Here is a 15,540-nt window from a genome sequence, read left to right on the forward strand (position 1 = left end):
TCTATTCCGATTTAGCTTTTAACCAATCAACGATACACAAAAAATAAGCGAGCGGGATAAAAAATAATGTCCACTGCTGTTTCACCAATTTACGTTTTTGCTTAAAGGTATGCTTTTGATCATAAATCGCAAACCGCCAAAAGTTCATTGCGCCTTTAATCCTCTGGCTCCACGTAATTTGCTTGATGTTTAAAAATTCCGCATAATACAGCGATGCGTATTGTGGGCTCGATTTACGAAGGTTGAATGATCTTGAGCTTAAACCTTCAGGCAGGTATTGGCATACGTAGATACCTTTATTGAAAAACCGTAACTTGTAGGATGCCGCAATTCGATTCCAAACAAGGGCTTCTGTGCAGAATTTCTCCTCTTCAATATCCGGGAATGGATGCGTGCGGAGCACATCCGTCCGATATACCTCCGCTTTATCTCCTCGGTAACCTCGCCGATATCGGTAGTCGATCGTCGTCGTATCTATTTCGTCGTAATCAACCTCTCCTCCGATCACGAGGCCGTCCCCATCGATACGCAAGCCACAAAGACCGGCATACCCATCGCTATCGGGGTTCTTCAATACAGACGACCACCTTCGGCAGATCTCCTCCAACGCATCAGGTGTTAAATAATCATCGCTATCGACAATGAAGAATAGCTCCCCCTTAGCTAATTGTACACCTTGGTTAATTGCCCTATGTTTGCCCGCATTGGCTTGGCGATAGTACGATATCGGCAATACACCTTCCGATACGAAGTTTTCAACAACAGCCGCGGTATTGTCGGTACTTCCATCATCGATGATAAGCCACTCCGAGACAAACCGCGATTGCAATTGTAAACTGGCATACAACCTTTTTAAGTATTCCCCTCGATTATATGAAGGTGTAAAAACGGTGATGGATATGGCTGCCATAACTATAAGTTACTCGTCAATCGGATATCGCTTTTCTCACCAATGTTTTCACCAGCAGAAGTCCCTTTCTATTTCCCAACTGAAATCCATTCTTCCATACAAGTTTCAGTCGGCCCATGACGGTCGGGGTTTCGGTGTACTCAAAATAAGCCCGAAAAAGCCGCTTATCTCGTTCGGGAAGCCGCGCGGCGAAATATGCATAAAATGCGTAATTGGCTTCAAAATGCCGCCGGTCAACCACAGCATTTTTCCCAAATAAAAAAGAATGCAACCGGTCAAGCCAATTAACCTGATGATTATCGGTCGTGTTCTGCTCATGCTGACGGTATAACATTAATACCTTATCAAGGTATATCAGCTTTCCAAAAGTAATCGCCGCGAGTGTAAGCAAGTGATCATGCATCACAATCTTTCCGTCGAACGGTTTCACCAGGTTCATCAGCTGCCGGTTGACAATTAATGAACAGCCTTGTATCCCCGAATTCATAAACAGCGTGTTGTTCAAACGCGATGGATGGATATCCGTTGTCTTGCGATAGGTATTTCCCTGCTTGTAAAAAAAAGCATTAGCGTAGGCAGCTGCGGGCTGTCGCTCGTCTTTAATGACAGCTACCAACTTATTCACTTTGTCTTCAAACCAGATATCATCTTGGTCGCAAAACATGCACAAATCCGCGGTAGCGTGCTTCATCAAATGCATGTAATTTCCCGCGGCACCCAACCCACGCACACCGTCGTCCAAAAGTTGTATCCTCTTATCCCGCTTTTGGAAATGCCTAATTAGCTCCAACGTGTCATCCAACGACCCATCGTCGTGGATCAACAGCCGCCAATGTGAATACGTCTGCCGCAAAACCGATTCGACCTGCATGGTGAGGTACTCACTGCCGTTGTACGTGGCCATCAGAATGTCAACAGCTGGTTCGTTCATCCACTAATTATGTTTTCAAAATCCAACACATGGTTTTTCAATTGCAATTGCTCGACGATGAAGTGATTTTTAACGCTTTTTTTTGCTTCCACTGTTGATGAAAATAAGTCGTACTTCAGGTATTCGTAACCCATTTCCATAAAATCGCCTATATATGGCGATATTACAATAGGCGTAATTCCATAGTAAAGATACTCCACCAACTTAGTCGGACATGCCACCCGATTGATCACGATATCATCACGTAAGACAAAACCATAATGTGCACGCGCGTAGTAAGCACTAAGCTCCTGTGGTGATACTTTGGCAACGGATATGCTCTTTTCGTTATCCAAACCGGCATTGCGTAGGTAGGCGTTCATCTGTTTTAAATCACCTGTCAGAATATCATATTGTATACGTTCCGAAAGGTTCTTTTTAATGATGGATATCATTAACTCGATATTTTGCCACTTTTGGGCATTACCACTGTACACTACTCGGATGACGTCAAGTTGCTGTTCAGCTGGTGTGTAACCATCCTGAATAACATGGATCGGCAAGATATAATGGGTGATATACCTAGCAGGTGACCGGGGATATTTTTCACGAAAATGCCGTTCCATAGCTTTGGAAACGACAACTGCGACATCTACGCGGTTGAACAATATCCGTTCGCTCAGGTCATACGCTTTGCTCTTCCATGATATACCCGCAAGCAGGTGCTCTTCGGGCACCACGCCATGGGCATCCAAGATGATATGGGCGTGCTTACGAACAATTAACCATGCCGGGAGCAGTGGCAATAAATGGATAACGGAATGAATATATATCGCATCCGCTTCGCGTAACAAACTCCGTATAAAAAAAAAGTGCCTAAACAGGTTACAGCGGTATTGTATCACACCCGGTTTTATTTCAACGGACTCCATTTTCCAGAATAACCGGTGTGACACAAACAGATATGTCCGTTCATGGCGCTGTGCCTGCTCATCGATAGCAATCATGCGTTGAGACATCCCCTCGGATATCGTTGCTTCCTCAGGAAAATTTGCCAAAAACAACACCATGGCTAGTGGTTTAGTAAAATATTAGCTATCCGCTTCCCGCTGTGGCCATCACCATAAGGACTGCTTCCGGCAGTCATTTTATTGAATTCATCCGCATTATCCAGCAGTGCGGTCACTTCATTAAAAATGTTATCCGGATTCGTACCTACTAGCCGTGCGACGCCGGCGGCAATCGCTTCTGGGCGTTCGGAAATCTCACGCATCACCAACACCGGTTTTCCCAGGCTTGGCCCCTCTTCCTGAATGCCTCCGCTATCGGTCATAATCACATGCGACTGCAACATCAGCCAGGTAAAAGCAGGGTACCCAAGCGGTTCTAACAAGACCACATTCGACAGATTGCCAAGCAAATCATATACCGGCACGCGCACTTCGGGATTTAAGTGCACCGGAAAAACGATGGTCACATCTTTGCGCCGCGCAATCTGGCTCAGCGCTTTACAAATATCGATAATCCCGTTACCGTGATTCTCCCTACGATGCGCTGTCACCAGCATTATTTTACCCGCATCACGAATGGTTTTACGGAGCGTTTCGATTTCTTTATCGTAATAACTGCCGAGCCGTTCTTTTGCCCAATTCAAGGCATCGATTACCGTATTGCCAGTAACGTGAATTTGTGATTCAGCTACTCCTTCGTTCATTAGGTTTTGTTTGGCCCGCGTTGTCGGGGCAAAGTGTAAACTGGCAATTCGCCCCGTCAATTGCCTGTTTATTTCTTCCGGAAAAGGAGCATAGCGATCGTACGTCCGAAGACCAGCTTCCACATGACCAACCGGGATCTGCATATAATATGCAGCCAAGGATGCCGCCATGGAAGTGGTGGTGTCACCATGTACCAACACGTAATCCGGCTTACTCGTTTCAAGCACCTCTTTCATTTTGACCAACGCACCTGCCGTAAGTCCAAATAGATCGGGCTTAGTACGCATCAGGTCCAAATCATAATCGGGAGAGATTTCAAAGAATGAAAGCACCTGATCAAGCATATGGCGATGCTGGGCAGTAACACACACCTCCAATGAAAGCATTTCGCGTAGCTGCTGTATCGCTTTGATGACAGGAGCCATCTTGATCGCCTCAGGTCTTGTGCCAAATACAACTAAGATTTTCTTCATTCAAAAGCCATCTTTATTTTTGGTCAACCAACCAATTCATGCCAACATTCGATGTTTTAAGATGCTACAATTATACGAAATACATTGAAGTAATATTTTTCTCGGTGATATATCCATTTCACAAACGCTTGCATAGCTAACATGACCTTCACAGCTAACGCAGCCATGGGGCCTTGCGTCTTGCGAAAATACAATTGCCTACTTCTGGAAAAGGATTTCAGTTTATACAGCGGCCATTTGGCGACTGTTCCATTGCCTCCCCCTTCTAAGTGTACCACCTTCGCAGCTGGTACCCAAGCGGATTTAAACCCAGCTCGTTTAAGACGCCAAGCCAGCTCTGTCTCCTCAAAATACAAGAAGAAATCCGAATCAAATCCGCCCAACCGTCGGAACACCTCGGCGCTTACAAAAAGATCCGCACCAGAAATGTAATCGACTTCCTTCGCCTGTGTATCTGCATTTTTTACCGCGATGGCGAGGTGGTCAAAAAAACGCTTTTTATAGAACCTGTACATACCAAGCTCCGAGAATATTCCAAAAACGGAGGGAAAGTTTCCATAAGAGGCTTGCGGCTCACCTTCCGGGGTCAACAACGTCCCACCACAACACGCGATTCCTTCGTTGCCCTTCGCCTCCATGAAGGTGTGCAAAATACTAACTGCATCATTCAGAAAGTAAGTATCGGAATTGACAAAGAAAAGATAATTTCCCTTTGCGCGTTCAACTCCCTGATTATTCGCTCGGCCGAATCCTACATTCTCTTCGTTACAGATCAGTATAATATCAGCTGTGTCTTCCAACAGCTTAGCAGAATCATCAGACGAATGGTTGTCAACGACGATAATTTCATATGGAACATCTTTTACCATTGAACGAATGCTCCGAATACACTGCAGCGTCAACTCAGCGGTATTGTAATTGACGATAATGATCGAAACATGTATATCGGCGCCTGTCGACGTGTTCATTGTTTATCGGGTATTTCGTTATCAAGTCTACACTCCACCAGCAGCAACTTGCTATGCAGTATGCTCACGACAGGGAGCCAAACCGCTATTTTACGGAGCAACCAATTGCCTGTATAGTCCCCTCCCGATATTTTGATTGCACCGAATCCCATTCCCTTGAGCAACCGGGTGATTTGCTTGGGTGTAAAAACATGAATGATCGGTTTGTTGCTCAAATAAGCATCGCCAACCAGTTCACCACGCATCAGCGACCGGATGGCAAGCCACCGGTACGCGTTAGGCACAACCAATTTTACCGTTGCATTGGCCTTTAAGTTGGCTCTCAACCAAATGAAGTAATCAGCCAAATCCTCTTGATAAGACAAGTTAAATTCCAGTACCGCTTCGTCTACTTGGCCAAAGACACCGGTAAACGGCACCACCCCCGTGATGTTATCACAGTGTTGGATGACAAATCTCGATGCCGATTTGATGTGGTCATGTATAAAAATGTGTTCGTAATGACCCGATTGGTTGAGCAGATGCGGAGACTTGTGCATCGTGTCTAAAAACAGTGTGCCGCGCTTTATCAATGAGACACAAAAGTTCTTGGTGACCAAGGGTATCGCCCGTATTGTCGCCTTGTCAATACGTTTCATGTCAACGCGTTGTAAATCAAGCTTGGTCAACTCGTCTAAAAGATACGAAGCTAGGCATTCCGTAGTAAGAAAGTCTCGTGTATATTGCAAGAGCTGACCGGCGTAGTCGTCGTAGCGTTCGTCAGACAAGCTCCCTTGATCTACTTCTACTTTTATCCGCTCAAGTAGCGTCTTGGGTAATGTTGTCAACGTATCGTGCGGACAGTTCTCTATATCAATAAAATACAGCAGGCAGCCATTGGCCAAAATCTCATAATGCCTTAGGCAATCCCATCCGGCTTTCTTGCATGTCACCGCGTACTTTGACCCGCGATAATCTTCATAATAATCCACTTCCCGGTTATAAATATAGGTATAAGGCCTGCCCGGATAGTTAGTTGCCCACTGTCTATATTTTGGTTTCAGATTGTCAATAATCTTTTCCTTTGGTATAGCGAAACTGATGGGTCTCACCCACGGTAGCCATCGATTTTTACCCCCCAATTCCCGCTTAAAATATAGTCCTGCACCGAAATATTCGCGCTGGATGTCGGTTTCATCTTCCCCATCGATAAAAGCGACTTCACCGGGGGCATAATACGCCGAGACGGCGTCTAATAGTTCATTGCTTCTCCGGATGGACCCATAGATAATGAACGAATAGTGTCGGCTCTGCAACCGTCCCAGTGCTTCGTCGTGGGTCACCACCCGTTGCAAATCACGACTTATATTCCCATATAATGTAAATCCCTTACCGTATAATGCACGGCGATCATCATCACGTATCGAATCGTACATATACCACATATCCGATAGCGACTCAACAGCAATTCCATATAGCCGTTTCAAGCCGTGGTACACAGCGTCTGCTTGATAATCTGGCGAACCACTCGTATTGATATAAAGGATGTTCATTCCAATCATCTCATTAATTTGCGTTCAAGCGTTGTATAGATTTTCAATGCATACGTGGAAATGACTTTATACTCCTCGGTTCTGAAAACAAATAGCAGTAAACACAGCCACAGCAAAATAAAACAACCGTTAGTTAATAATTGCAAAAAGGCGTGATCTACTATAACATATCTGTCAAATAGCATCGAACCAGACCACATCAACAACAAAATGCCAAAATAGCTCAGTAAAATAAGCAAGGTCTCGCGCTTGCTGAAAGGTAAACTCCTGAATAAAAGCATTGCCGCGATGGCATGGCTTAGACACAGCCCGATGGGAAACACACTTGGCCCAAGTTTAGTATAAAGTACGATGTTAATAATGATCATAGCCAATTGAGCGAAAAGCCCGATAAATGCATAAACTTTTCCCTTATTTTGAGACAACAGCGTAAGCCCAAACAATAGATACAAAAAAATAGATAGCGACGCCCAACTGTAATACGTGCTCAATTCGCTTATTCGTGCCAACGCGTCTTCAGCGATATGCCCTTGATCGTATAAAACCTTTATCATCTCGTTGGCTGATGTTGACACGAAACAGGTAAGCAGTGTTACCAGTAACATGCCAAATTGCAGCATCTTCTTAAAATCAATGAACGCTTCGTTTACCTTTACTTGCGCGAACGAACGAGACAGGACAGGCACAAGCATGGTTGTCAACACACTTGTTAGTACGGTCAGGAAAACATCCGGTATTTTCCGCGCATAATCTAGCGAGGAAACCACCCCTATTCCCAAGCTACTTGCCAATGATTTCTCAATCACATGATTAAGTTGTGCAAAAAAATAAGGAACAAAAAATGGGAGTGCGAACAGTATGAAGGGTTTTGTTTGCCTCAAGCTAAACTCACGAACATCTGTAAGTAACGCGATCTTCCGTTTACGGAATTGCGCCAACAATAAAATAGTCAACAAAACCAATCCGATGTAATACCCCAACGTCAACGCATATATGCCCATTGAAGGGGCAAAAATAATGATCATCACTACATTCAACGTGGTGGCTACACAGCTTGATATCTCAGGAATGTAAAATGACTCATATGCATTTAATATGCCTATCGCCAGCTGAGTAGTTTGATTGAATAAAAGTGAGGGTGTCAATACAAGTAGCATCATGGCCAATGCCTGTTTATCCTGATCAGGAAAACCAGGTGCTATAATAGAAGCAACGTATTCCCTGTTTAGCACGATAAAAATGACTATGAAGACGGAAATCAGTGTAGTCGATACAAACAGCGACCCGGATGCCATCAAACTATCCCGCTCCCCTCGCTCAGCTTTCAGCGAAATAAATTTTGCTCTAAACGTTTCATTAATAGGCCCCCAAAGCGCTGCATCCAGTACGACAATACAATTCAATGCCAAAATCCAAATATCTCGGTCCAAGCTAACACCGAAATATTTCGCCGCCAACATCAGATTGAGAACAGACAAAGCCATTTTCGTCATTCTCAGCATGAAAAGTATGGTCGTTTTTTTTCTCAACTGCAATTCCTTCTAAACAGCTTTATTTCAGTTCAGCGCCTTCCTGCTTTGCAAAGAAAGGTTTTTTTTGAGACTTTAGCCGAACAATGAACAGCTTTTCCAAACACTTGAGATAGCCCGCTGTTTTTTTATATAACTGCATCAAGAAATAAACCATTGACGACAATGCACATTAAATTGTACAACCAATCCGCCTACCTCAACGGCAAATTCATCACGGGCCGCAAGACCTTTGATGTCGTCAACCCCGCCACAGGCGAGGCCATTGCTTCAGTACCGGACCTGGGCATAGCCGATTGCCGAAAGGCGATCGACCATGCACACGCCGCATGGCCTGCTTGGCGTGATACCATAGCCACCGACCGCAGCGATATCGTACGGAAGTGGTACGACCTCATCATGGCCAACCGGGAGGAGCTAGCGCGTATCATGACCATGGAGAGCGGCAAGCCGCTGGCAGAAAGCCTCACCGAGGTGGACTACGGTGCATCGTTCGTGGAATGGTTTGCCGAGGAAGCGAAGCGCGCCTATGGTGAAACCATCCCCGCGCCAAAAACAGGCCAACGCCTCGTCACCATCCGCCAACCGGTGGGCGTGGCGGCCGCCATCACGCCGTGGAACTTCCCGCTGGCGATGATTACGCGCAAGGTGGCCCCGGCCCTCGCAAGCGGCTGCACCGTCATCCTCCGGCCGGCTTCGCAAACGCCGCTTACCGCTCTAGCAGTGGCTAAGCTGGCCCATGAGGCGGGGTTTCCACCGGGGGTTTTGAATGTGATCACCGGCAAAGACAGCAAGGGTATGGGTACGGAGTTGGCCACCAATGAGAAGGTGCGCAAAATTTCGTTTACGGGCTCTACCGAAGTGGGACGCTCGCTGATGGCACAGGCCGCAGGCACCATCAAAAAGGTATCGCTCGAACTGGGGGGCAATGCGCCTTTTCTGGTGTTTGACGACGCGGATATTGATGCGGCGGTACAGGGGGCTATCGCAGGCAAATTCCGCAACTCGGGTCAGACCTGCGTGTCCATCAATCGCTTTTTTGTACAGGATGGGATATTTGACCGTTTCGCGAAGAAGCTCACTGCAGCGGTGAAGAAACTCAAGGTGGGCAACGGCCTGGACGAAGGTGTGCAGGTTGGACCGCTCATTAACCAGGATGGACTTGACAAGGTGAACGTGCATGTGGAAGATGCCATTGCCAAAGGCGCCCGATTGCTCACGGGTGGTAAGGCTAAATCGGGACTATTCTACGAACCCACGGTCTTGGCCGATGTCAACTCATCGTCCGTGATCGCTCGCGAAGAGACGTTCGGACCGGTATGTGCCTTATTCCGCTTCAATACGGAGGAAGAGGGCATCGCCATGGCCAATGATACGGAGTTCGGGTTGGCTTCCTATTTTTACAGCCGGGATGTAAACCGGTGCTGGCGGGTATCCGAACAGCTTGAAGCGGGCATGGTGGGTATTAATACGGGCTTGCTTTCCAATGCGGTAGCGCCCTTTGGCGGTGTCAAGCAATCGGGCATCGGCCGTGAAGGGTCAAAACACGGACTTGACGAGTATACCGAAATCAAATACCTGTGTTTCGGCAGTTAGCTGCGCTCCCGGAGTTTTTTGTATCCCTTCACCGCGAGCATCAGCATCACGGACAACAGCAGCAGGCCCAGCACGCCGTATATCCAGTTGATAGCGCTCTTGAGCACGACCGCAAATACGATGGCAAAGAGGATCACAGTGGCCAGTTCGTTCCACAGGCGGAGTCCCGTGGATGTCCACCTGCTTGCTTCATTCCGGAGCCTGTGCATTGTCCGCTGGCAGATGAAATGGTAAATGATCAGGCCGAGCACAAAGGTCAGCTTGACGTGCATCCATCCCGCCTGTAGCAACGCCGGGGTGATATAGAGCATCGTTAGACCCGCCGCTACCGCCAAATACATCGATGGCGTGGTAATGATCCACCACAATTTGCTTTCCATCACCTTGAATTGTTTGTGCAACACCAGGTATTCGGATTCGGGCTTTTGCCTGGCCTCGGTATGGTAGATGAATAGCCGCACCATATAAAACAACCCCGCCATCCAGGTGATGACAAAGATGATGTGTATGGCTTTGGCGTAAAGGTATACCATGGTATCTAATAACTAAACGCTTTCACCACCTCAATAGCGTACTTCACGTTGTCAAAGGGAATATCGGGCATAATGCCATGTCCCAGATTGAAAATGAATCCATCCTCCCCGCGCATGCGTTCGAACAGTTGCCATATTTTTTCCTTGATCACCTTCTTATCGGCATACAATACAAACGGGTCCAGGTTTCCCTGTACGGCCACACCTTGTGGCAGGCTTTCTTTGACCAGACGGAGGTCCGCATTCCAATCCACAGAAACCACATCTGGTTTAGCTTCCGCCATCAGGGGTGCAAATACCGAACTTCCCTTGCAAAAGGAAATCACCGGAATACCTTTCCTATCTAGTTTTGAAATGATATAGGCATTGTATTGATGGGCAAACATCTTGTAATCGTCCCATGCCAGTGCCAATGCCCAACTGTCGAACAACTGTACGGCATTGACACCTGCATCGATCTGCATGTTCAGGTAGTCGACCGTTACATCGGCGATTTTTTGCAGGATCAGGTGCGCCATGGCTGGCTCATTATGCAGCAGTAGCTTCGTGCGTTTGAAGTCTTTGGACGATCCGCCTTCCACCAAATAGCTCAACACCGTAAATGGTGCTCCCGCAAAACCAATCAACGGGATACCTCCCTGCAGCCGTTGCTGGATGACCCCGATGGCGTCTGCCACATAACGCAAGCGATCCGTCACGCCCGTCTGCAAGGCCTCGGCGTCTGCCCAGGTGCGGACGGGATTGGCAAACCGGGGACCCACGCCTTGCTCGAAACTCAATTGTCCGCCCATTGCCTCGGCCGTGACCAAAATATCCGAAAACAGGATGGCGGCGTCCACGCCCAGCAAATCCACGGGGAGCATCGTCACATCCGCGGCGATTTCCGGGGTCTTGCACATTTCCAAAAAGGAATACCTGTTCTTTATGTCCCAGTATTCCTTCATAAACCGGCCTGCTTGGCGCATCATCCACACTGGCGGGCGTTCGGTAGGCTGCGAAAATGCAGCGCGAATCAGTAAATCGTTTTGTAAGTTGGTTGTCACTATTGATCTTTAGGTATTTCGTTTTCGATTTTATTAATAATCTGCGCGACGCGCGAAGTCACTTCCAGTTTCCGCGCGAGGTCGACATATGCCTTTACACGTTCAAAATCTTTCTTGCGGAGGTTGATATTGGCCAGGTTCACCAGAATGATCGCCTTATCGTTCGGTCGCCGGAAAGGCAGCCGCGAGGCGATCTGGAAGTGCCGTTCGGCAGCATCATAATCTTCCACCTTCAGGGCCAGGTTGCCGCTCATAAACTCATAATAATTACGCCGACCTTTGCGCAGGTATTCGGGGTTTCGGATATCCGCAAGCAACCGCCGTGCTTTCTCAAAGTCTTGTTTTTGGAATGCTTGAGTGGCAATAAACACCGTGCCCTCCCGATAATGGCTCCAGGTCAAATAGCCCATTGCCCCAGCAATCATGACCGCCACCTGGTATATGCCAGCGTATACCGCCCACATCAATAACACAAATGCAAGCACCAACACCACGGCACGAGCTTTGGACGTCATCATTGAGTGTGCGGATTATCCGTAAATTTATAGCCTACACCGCGGATGGAATGAAAATATACCGGATGCTTTTGGTCGGGTTCAAAATATTTGCGGAAGGTCAAGATGAAGTTGTCAATGGTGCGGGTAGATGGATATACATCATAGTTCCACACGGTTTCCAGGATCTGCTCACGCGAAACAGCTTCGTTGCGCCGTTCGATCAGTAGTTTAAGCAACATGGTCTCTTTTTTGGTCAGCGAGGTTACCGTGCCATCCACGTGATGCAATTCAAAGGAATTGAAATAAATGGTTTTATCACCGATCGTATAGGAGTTGAGTTCCTTCAGCTCATCCCCCTTCATCCCCCTCCGCACCAGTATACCCACCCGCAGGATGAGTTCTTCCAGGTTGAATGGCTTGACCAAGTAGTCGTCGGCACCTTTCCGAAGTCCCATGATGCGGTCCTCACTGCTGTTTTTAGCGGTGAGGAACATGATCGGTACCTCCGTGTTCTGCAACCGTATCGTTTCGGCCACCTGAAATCCGTCGATTTCGGGAATCATCACATCCAAGATCACCAGGTTGAACCGTTCCTCCTTAAATACTTTCAAGGCCTTCTTTCCATCGGTGGCCGTTGACACCCGGTATCCTTCCAACTCCAAGTTGAGTTTAATGGCATCCAACAGGTGCTCCTCATCTTCCACCAATAAGATACGTTGCTTAGTTTGTTGCATAGTGGTTATTAAATATGACTTCAAAAATACTGCCTGACGGCGTATTGTCTTTCACTTTTATCTGTGCGCGGTGTTTTTCCAGCACGGTTTTCACAATATACAGTCCCAGTCCCGTGCCTTTGGTTTTCCGGGTATCCTCGTTACCCACCCGATAAAATTTATTGAAGATAAACTTTTTTTCCTGGTCTTCGATCCCGATACCGTGATCGGCCACGCTGAACACAACATGATCATCCGCTTTGGTAAGTCTCACGAAGACATGCGCGCATGGGGGTGAATATTTAACTGCGTTCTCGATCAGGTTGGTCACCACATTGGTGATGGCAAATCGATCCCCCTCGATCCGGATACTCGGCTGCAACTCGGTCTTGATGATTTGTGTGGTGCAGGAATGAATCTGCAGTCTCCCCGCCACACTTTTGACCAGCTCGGTAAGGTCAATATCTTCTTTCGGAAAATTATAACGCAGATCTTCCAGTTTCGTCGCAATCAGCACGTTGCCCACCAAATCGTCGAGCCGTTCGATATCTTTCAATGAATTGGAAAGGAACTGGTTGCGCTGTTCCTGGCTGAGATCGCGTTTCAGGATGGTTTGGATGGCCAATTTGATGGATGCCAGCGGTGATTTGAGCTCATGGGTAACGGCCAGCAAGAAATTTTGCTGCTGCTGCTGTATTTTGTGCTCGCGGACAAACGCCTTTTTCAGCTTGAGCGCTCCGAATACAAAGATCAGCATAAAAAAAATCCCCTCGCCGATGATCATGACCTTGCGGCCGGGTTGCGCCTCAATGAGCAGTACGCCCCACCAGATCAACTGCGCCGTTGCATAAAAAACAAGAAAATAAAATAGCACCAAAGGCTTCCGCATAGCAAACTCCTGAAAAGCAACCACAAAAGTATCGATTTACATCAGTTAAAAGCAAATAAGGGAGACATTATGACAATAATAGGAAATTAAATATACACCCTTGCCCCCGAAAAATTCTCCCGAAACGCTTTTGGCGTACAGCTTTTCTTTCGTTTGAAGATGCGGTTAAAATTCGAGATGTTGTTAAATCCGCAACCGTAAGCAATTTCAGCAATCGTTTGGTTGGTATCAATCAACAACCGTGTCGCATGCCCCAGGCGAATCTCATTCAGACTGTCGATAAATGTTTTACCTGTACTTTTCTTGACAAACCTGCTGAACGACGCTTCGTGCATGTTGGCATGGGCCGCCATGTCTGCCAGCGTAATGGGCTTGCTATAATGGTCGTTCATGTATTCAAATACTTTCATGATGCGCCGGCTGTTGGATTGCGCGTGGTGGTCGTCAAATCCGACGCTGCTCAAGCGCTGCATACCATCGGACTGCGATAGGCAATTCAAAATGCTCATCAATTCCAATACCGAATCGAACCCCGTTTTATCTTTCAGGTCAAGGATCCGGTCTTGGAGGGATCGAATGGTTTCGAGCGAAAAGAGGATGCCCTGACGTGATTTGTCAAACAGGTTACGGATAATACGCAGTTGGTTTTTGCGGAGAAAATCATCGCTGAATAGGTTGCGGTGAAATTGGATGGTGACCTCTGTGATCTCTTCGCTTTCGCAGGCATCATCAAACCATCCGTGATATAGATTAGACCCCACCAATACCAGTTCCACATCGTCGATACGGGCGACATGATCACCCACAATGCGTTTGGCCCCTTTTGCATTCAGGATCAGGTTAAGTTCATATTCATCGTGGTAGTGTAGCGGAAAGTCGAAATTTTTCTTGACACGCCAAAATAACGTAAAGCAATCATTTTCAGTCAATGGCGTTACCTCTCTCGTAATTTTCTGGCCCATGGTTTATCCGCAAAATGGTACCACAAAGGTAAAGATAATACCAATTCGACGCAAATATTCACGCGCTCCCGTGTTGTAAGTTGATCACAAAATGCTAAAAAAGTATTACCTTAGATGGTTAAACATCTTGTATGTTTGCTTTTGTTATAACACCGAGTTAACCAAATTATGATGATCCAACGAGCCAGTTTCCTGTTAGCTGTTTTCTGTCTCTTCATGCTTCCGGCATTCGGGGACCGTTCGCCGGAAACGGATGCGTTATTAAACGCCTTAAAGGCATTAAGCGGCAAACACATCCTGTTGGGGCATCAAGACGCCACGGCTTACGGTGTCGGTTGGTCCGGCGAGCCGGGGCGGGCTGATGTGCACCGCACCACCGGGGCCTACCCTGCCGTATATGGGTGGGATGTAGGGCATATCGAAATCGGCAACAAGGCGAATCTGGATCATGTTTTATTCGATCTGATGCGGACCCGCATCACTGAGGCCTATGCGCGTGGCGGCATCAATACGATCAGCTGGCACTTGGGTAATCCCATAAACGGGCGCAGCGCATGGGATACCACGCATCATAGTGTGCGGGAAATACTACCCGGAGGTAGCCATCACGACACGTATAAACACTACCTGGATCGACTGAGCACTTTTTTCAAATCCCTTAAAACGGAAGATGGCGTGGCGGTGCCGATCATCTTCAGACCCTTCCATGAACATACCGGAAGCTGGTTTTGGTGGGGCGCCGACTTCTGTACGCCGCAGGAATACATCGCCCTGTGGCGGTATACCGCAGATTTTCTCCGCAATGACCGAGGACTTGATAACCTGCTGTTTGCCTACTCCAGCAGCACCATCAATACCGAAGCTCATTATCTGGAGCGATATCCGGGCGATGATTATGTGGATATCGTAGGGTTTGATGATTATTGCATGGGCGACGAAACCGCGTATGCCGAACGCATGTCCCATAGCCTGGGCATCCTCACAAAGATTGCCAAAGACCGGGATAAAGTACCGGCGATCACCGAAACCGGTTATGAGCAGATTCCTAACCCAAGGTGGTTTACGCAAGTACTTTACCCCACCATCGCGGCGTATCCGGTTGCTTGGGTATTGTTATGGCGGAATGCCAACAACCGCCCTAATCATTATTACATCCCTTATCCGAAGCATGAGGCCGCCGCAGATTTCAAGGCCTTCCATCGTCTACCCAAGATACTGTTTGAGGATAAATTGGCTCCGCTCCGGATCTATCGGTCAACCCATTAGCCGT

General features: G+C 47.4%; 15 protein-coding genes. 2 read left to right on the forward strand and 13 right to left on the reverse strand.

What is annotated here, in order from left to right; translation table 11 throughout:
• Nucleotide 1: 1 nt before the first annotated feature.
• Genes ACMGDE_RS00525 through ACMGDE_RS00555 form a run of 7 tightly spaced genes read right to left on the reverse strand, consistent with a single transcriptional unit; the run spans nt 2 to nt 8,010 of the window.
• On the reverse strand, nt 2-910 hold the full coding sequence (locus tag ACMGDE_RS00525) for a glycosyltransferase family A protein (RefSeq protein ID WP_436830786.1): 909 nt from the start codon (nt 908-910) through the stop codon (nt 2-4).
• Nucleotides 911-926: 16 nt separating this feature from the next.
• Nucleotides 927-1,841, reverse strand: coding sequence for a glycosyltransferase (locus tag ACMGDE_RS00530; protein WP_436830787.1), 915 nt, complete (start codon nt 1,839-1,841; stop codon nt 927-929).
• A complete protein-coding gene (locus ACMGDE_RS00535) occupies nt 1,838-2,890 on the reverse strand; it encodes a glycosyltransferase (protein WP_436830788.1) in 1,053 nt (350 codons plus the stop codon). The genes ACMGDE_RS00530 and ACMGDE_RS00535 overlap by 4 nt, the downstream gene beginning before the upstream one ends.
• A 2-nt stretch (nt 2,891-2,892) precedes the next feature.
• On the reverse strand, nt 2,893-4,008 hold the full coding sequence (wecB, locus tag ACMGDE_RS00540) for a non-hydrolyzing UDP-N-acetylglucosamine 2-epimerase (protein WP_436830789.1): 1,116 nt from the start codon (nt 4,006-4,008) through the stop codon (nt 2,893-2,895).
• A gap of 56 nt (nt 4,009-4,064) precedes the next feature.
• Nucleotides 4,065-4,976, reverse strand: coding sequence for a glycosyltransferase family 2 protein (locus ACMGDE_RS00545; protein WP_436830790.1), 912 nt, complete (start codon nt 4,974-4,976; stop codon nt 4,065-4,067).
• Nucleotides 4,973-6,508: a hypothetical protein gene (locus tag ACMGDE_RS00550; RefSeq protein ID WP_436830791.1), complete on the reverse strand. Its 1,536-nt coding sequence runs from the start codon at nt 6,506-6,508 to the stop codon at nt 4,973-4,975. Before ACMGDE_RS00550 ends, ACMGDE_RS00545 begins: the two co-directional genes overlap by 4 nt.
• 5 nt (nt 6,509-6,513) lie before the next feature.
• Nucleotides 6,514-8,010 carry a lipid II flippase MurJ gene (locus ACMGDE_RS00555; RefSeq protein WP_436830792.1) on the reverse strand — a complete coding sequence of 499 codons (1,497 nt, stop codon included), beginning with the start codon at nt 8,008-8,010 and terminating at the stop codon, nt 6,514-6,516.
• Between the two features lie 192 nt (nt 8,011-8,202).
• Between ACMGDE_RS00555 and ACMGDE_RS00560 the strand changes: the two genes are divergently transcribed.
• A complete protein-coding gene (locus ACMGDE_RS00560) occupies nt 8,203-9,633 on the forward strand; it encodes an NAD-dependent succinate-semialdehyde dehydrogenase (RefSeq protein ID WP_436830793.1) in 1,431 nt (476 codons plus the stop codon).
• Here ACMGDE_RS00560 and hemJ read toward each other — a convergent pair.
• The 6 genes from hemJ to ACMGDE_RS00590 all read right to left on the reverse strand — a co-directional run bounded on the left by hemJ (nt 9,630) and on the right by ACMGDE_RS00590 (nt 14,270).
• Complete coding sequence (gene hemJ / locus ACMGDE_RS00565; protein ID WP_436830794.1) at nt 9,630-10,166, reverse strand: protoporphyrinogen oxidase HemJ; 537 nt, start codon at nt 10,164-10,166, stop codon at nt 9,630-9,632. The two genes, ACMGDE_RS00560 and hemJ, sit on opposite strands and share 4 nt — an antisense overlap.
• Nucleotides 10,167-10,171: 5 nt before the next feature.
• Nucleotides 10,172-11,209 carry a uroporphyrinogen decarboxylase gene (gene hemE / locus ACMGDE_RS00570; protein ID WP_436830795.1) on the reverse strand — a complete coding sequence of 346 codons (1,038 nt, stop codon included), beginning with the start codon at nt 11,207-11,209 and terminating at the stop codon, nt 10,172-10,174.
• Entirely contained in the window at nt 11,209-11,727 is a 519-nt protein-coding gene (locus ACMGDE_RS00575) for a hypothetical protein (protein ID WP_436830796.1), read from the reverse strand. Before ACMGDE_RS00575 ends, hemE begins: the two co-directional genes overlap by 1 nt.
• Nucleotides 11,724-12,440, reverse strand: coding sequence for a response regulator transcription factor (locus tag ACMGDE_RS00580; protein ID WP_436830797.1), 717 nt, complete (start codon nt 12,438-12,440; stop codon nt 11,724-11,726). Before ACMGDE_RS00580 ends, ACMGDE_RS00575 begins: the two co-directional genes overlap by 4 nt.
• Entirely contained in the window at nt 12,427-13,308 is an 882-nt protein-coding gene (locus ACMGDE_RS00585) for a sensor histidine kinase (RefSeq protein ID WP_436830798.1), read from the reverse strand. Before ACMGDE_RS00585 ends, ACMGDE_RS00580 begins: the two co-directional genes overlap by 14 nt.
• Before the next feature lie 86 nt (nt 13,309-13,394).
• Nucleotides 13,395-14,270 carry a helix-turn-helix domain-containing protein gene (locus ACMGDE_RS00590; RefSeq protein ID WP_436830799.1) on the reverse strand — a complete coding sequence of 292 codons (876 nt, stop codon included), beginning with the start codon at nt 14,268-14,270 and terminating at the stop codon, nt 13,395-13,397.
• 168 nt (nt 14,271-14,438) lie between these two features.
• Between ACMGDE_RS00590 and ACMGDE_RS00595 the strand changes: the two genes are divergently transcribed.
• A complete protein-coding gene (locus tag ACMGDE_RS00595) occupies nt 14,439-15,536 on the forward strand; it encodes a glycoside hydrolase family 26 protein (protein ID WP_436830800.1) in 1,098 nt (365 codons plus the stop codon).
• Nucleotides 15,537-15,540: the final 4 nt, after the last annotated feature.

It is taken from the genome of Parapedobacter brassicae (genome assembly GCF_051400755.1).
Classification (GTDB): domain Bacteria; phylum Bacteroidota; class Bacteroidia; order Sphingobacteriales; family Sphingobacteriaceae; genus Parapedobacter.

Bases quoted from the DNA above. Each gene is read 5' to 3' on its own strand.
- ACMGDE_RS00525 (WP_436830786.1), bottom strand. From the start codon at position 910: ATGGCAGCCATATCCATCACCGTTTTTACACCTTCATATAATCGAGGG.
- ACMGDE_RS00530 (WP_436830787.1), bottom strand. From the start codon at position 1,841: ATGAACGAACCAGCTGTTGACATTCTGATGGCCACGTACAACGGCAGT.
- ACMGDE_RS00535 (WP_436830788.1), bottom strand. From the start codon at position 2,890: ATGGTGTTGTTTTTGGCAAATTTTCCTGAGGAAGCAACGATATCCGAG.
- wecB (WP_436830789.1), bottom strand. From the start codon at position 4,008: ATGAAGAAAATCTTAGTTGTATTTGGCACAAGACCTGAGGCGATCAAG.
- ACMGDE_RS00545 (WP_436830790.1), bottom strand. From the start codon at position 4,976: ATGAACACGTCGACAGGCGCCGATATACATGTTTCGATCATTATCGTC.
- ACMGDE_RS00550 (WP_436830791.1), bottom strand. From the start codon at position 6,508: ATGAACATCCTTTATATCAATACGAGTGGTTCGCCAGATTATCAAGCA.
- ACMGDE_RS00555 (WP_436830792.1), bottom strand. From the start codon at position 8,010: ATGCTGAGAATGACGAAAATGGCTTTGTCTGTTCTCAATCTGATGTTG.
- ACMGDE_RS00560 (WP_436830793.1), top strand. From the start codon at position 8,203: ATGCACATTAAATTGTACAACCAATCCGCCTACCTCAACGGCAAATTC.
- hemJ (WP_436830794.1), bottom strand. From the start codon at position 10,166: ATGGTATACCTTTACGCCAAAGCCATACACATCATCTTTGTCATCACC.
- ACMGDE_RS00575 (WP_436830796.1), bottom strand. From the start codon at position 11,727: ATGATGACGTCCAAAGCTCGTGCCGTGGTGTTGGTGCTTGCATTTGTG.
- ACMGDE_RS00580 (WP_436830797.1), bottom strand. From the start codon at position 12,440: ATGCAACAAACTAAGCAACGTATCTTATTGGTGGAAGATGAGGAGCAC.
- ACMGDE_RS00585 (WP_436830798.1), bottom strand. From the start codon at position 13,308: ATGCGGAAGCCTTTGGTGCTATTTTATTTTCTTGTTTTTTATGCAACG.
- ACMGDE_RS00590 (WP_436830799.1), bottom strand. From the start codon at position 14,270: ATGGGCCAGAAAATTACGAGAGAGGTAACGCCATTGACTGAAAATGAT.
- ACMGDE_RS00595 (WP_436830800.1), top strand. From the start codon at position 14,439: ATGATGATCCAACGAGCCAGTTTCCTGTTAGCTGTTTTCTGTCTCTTC.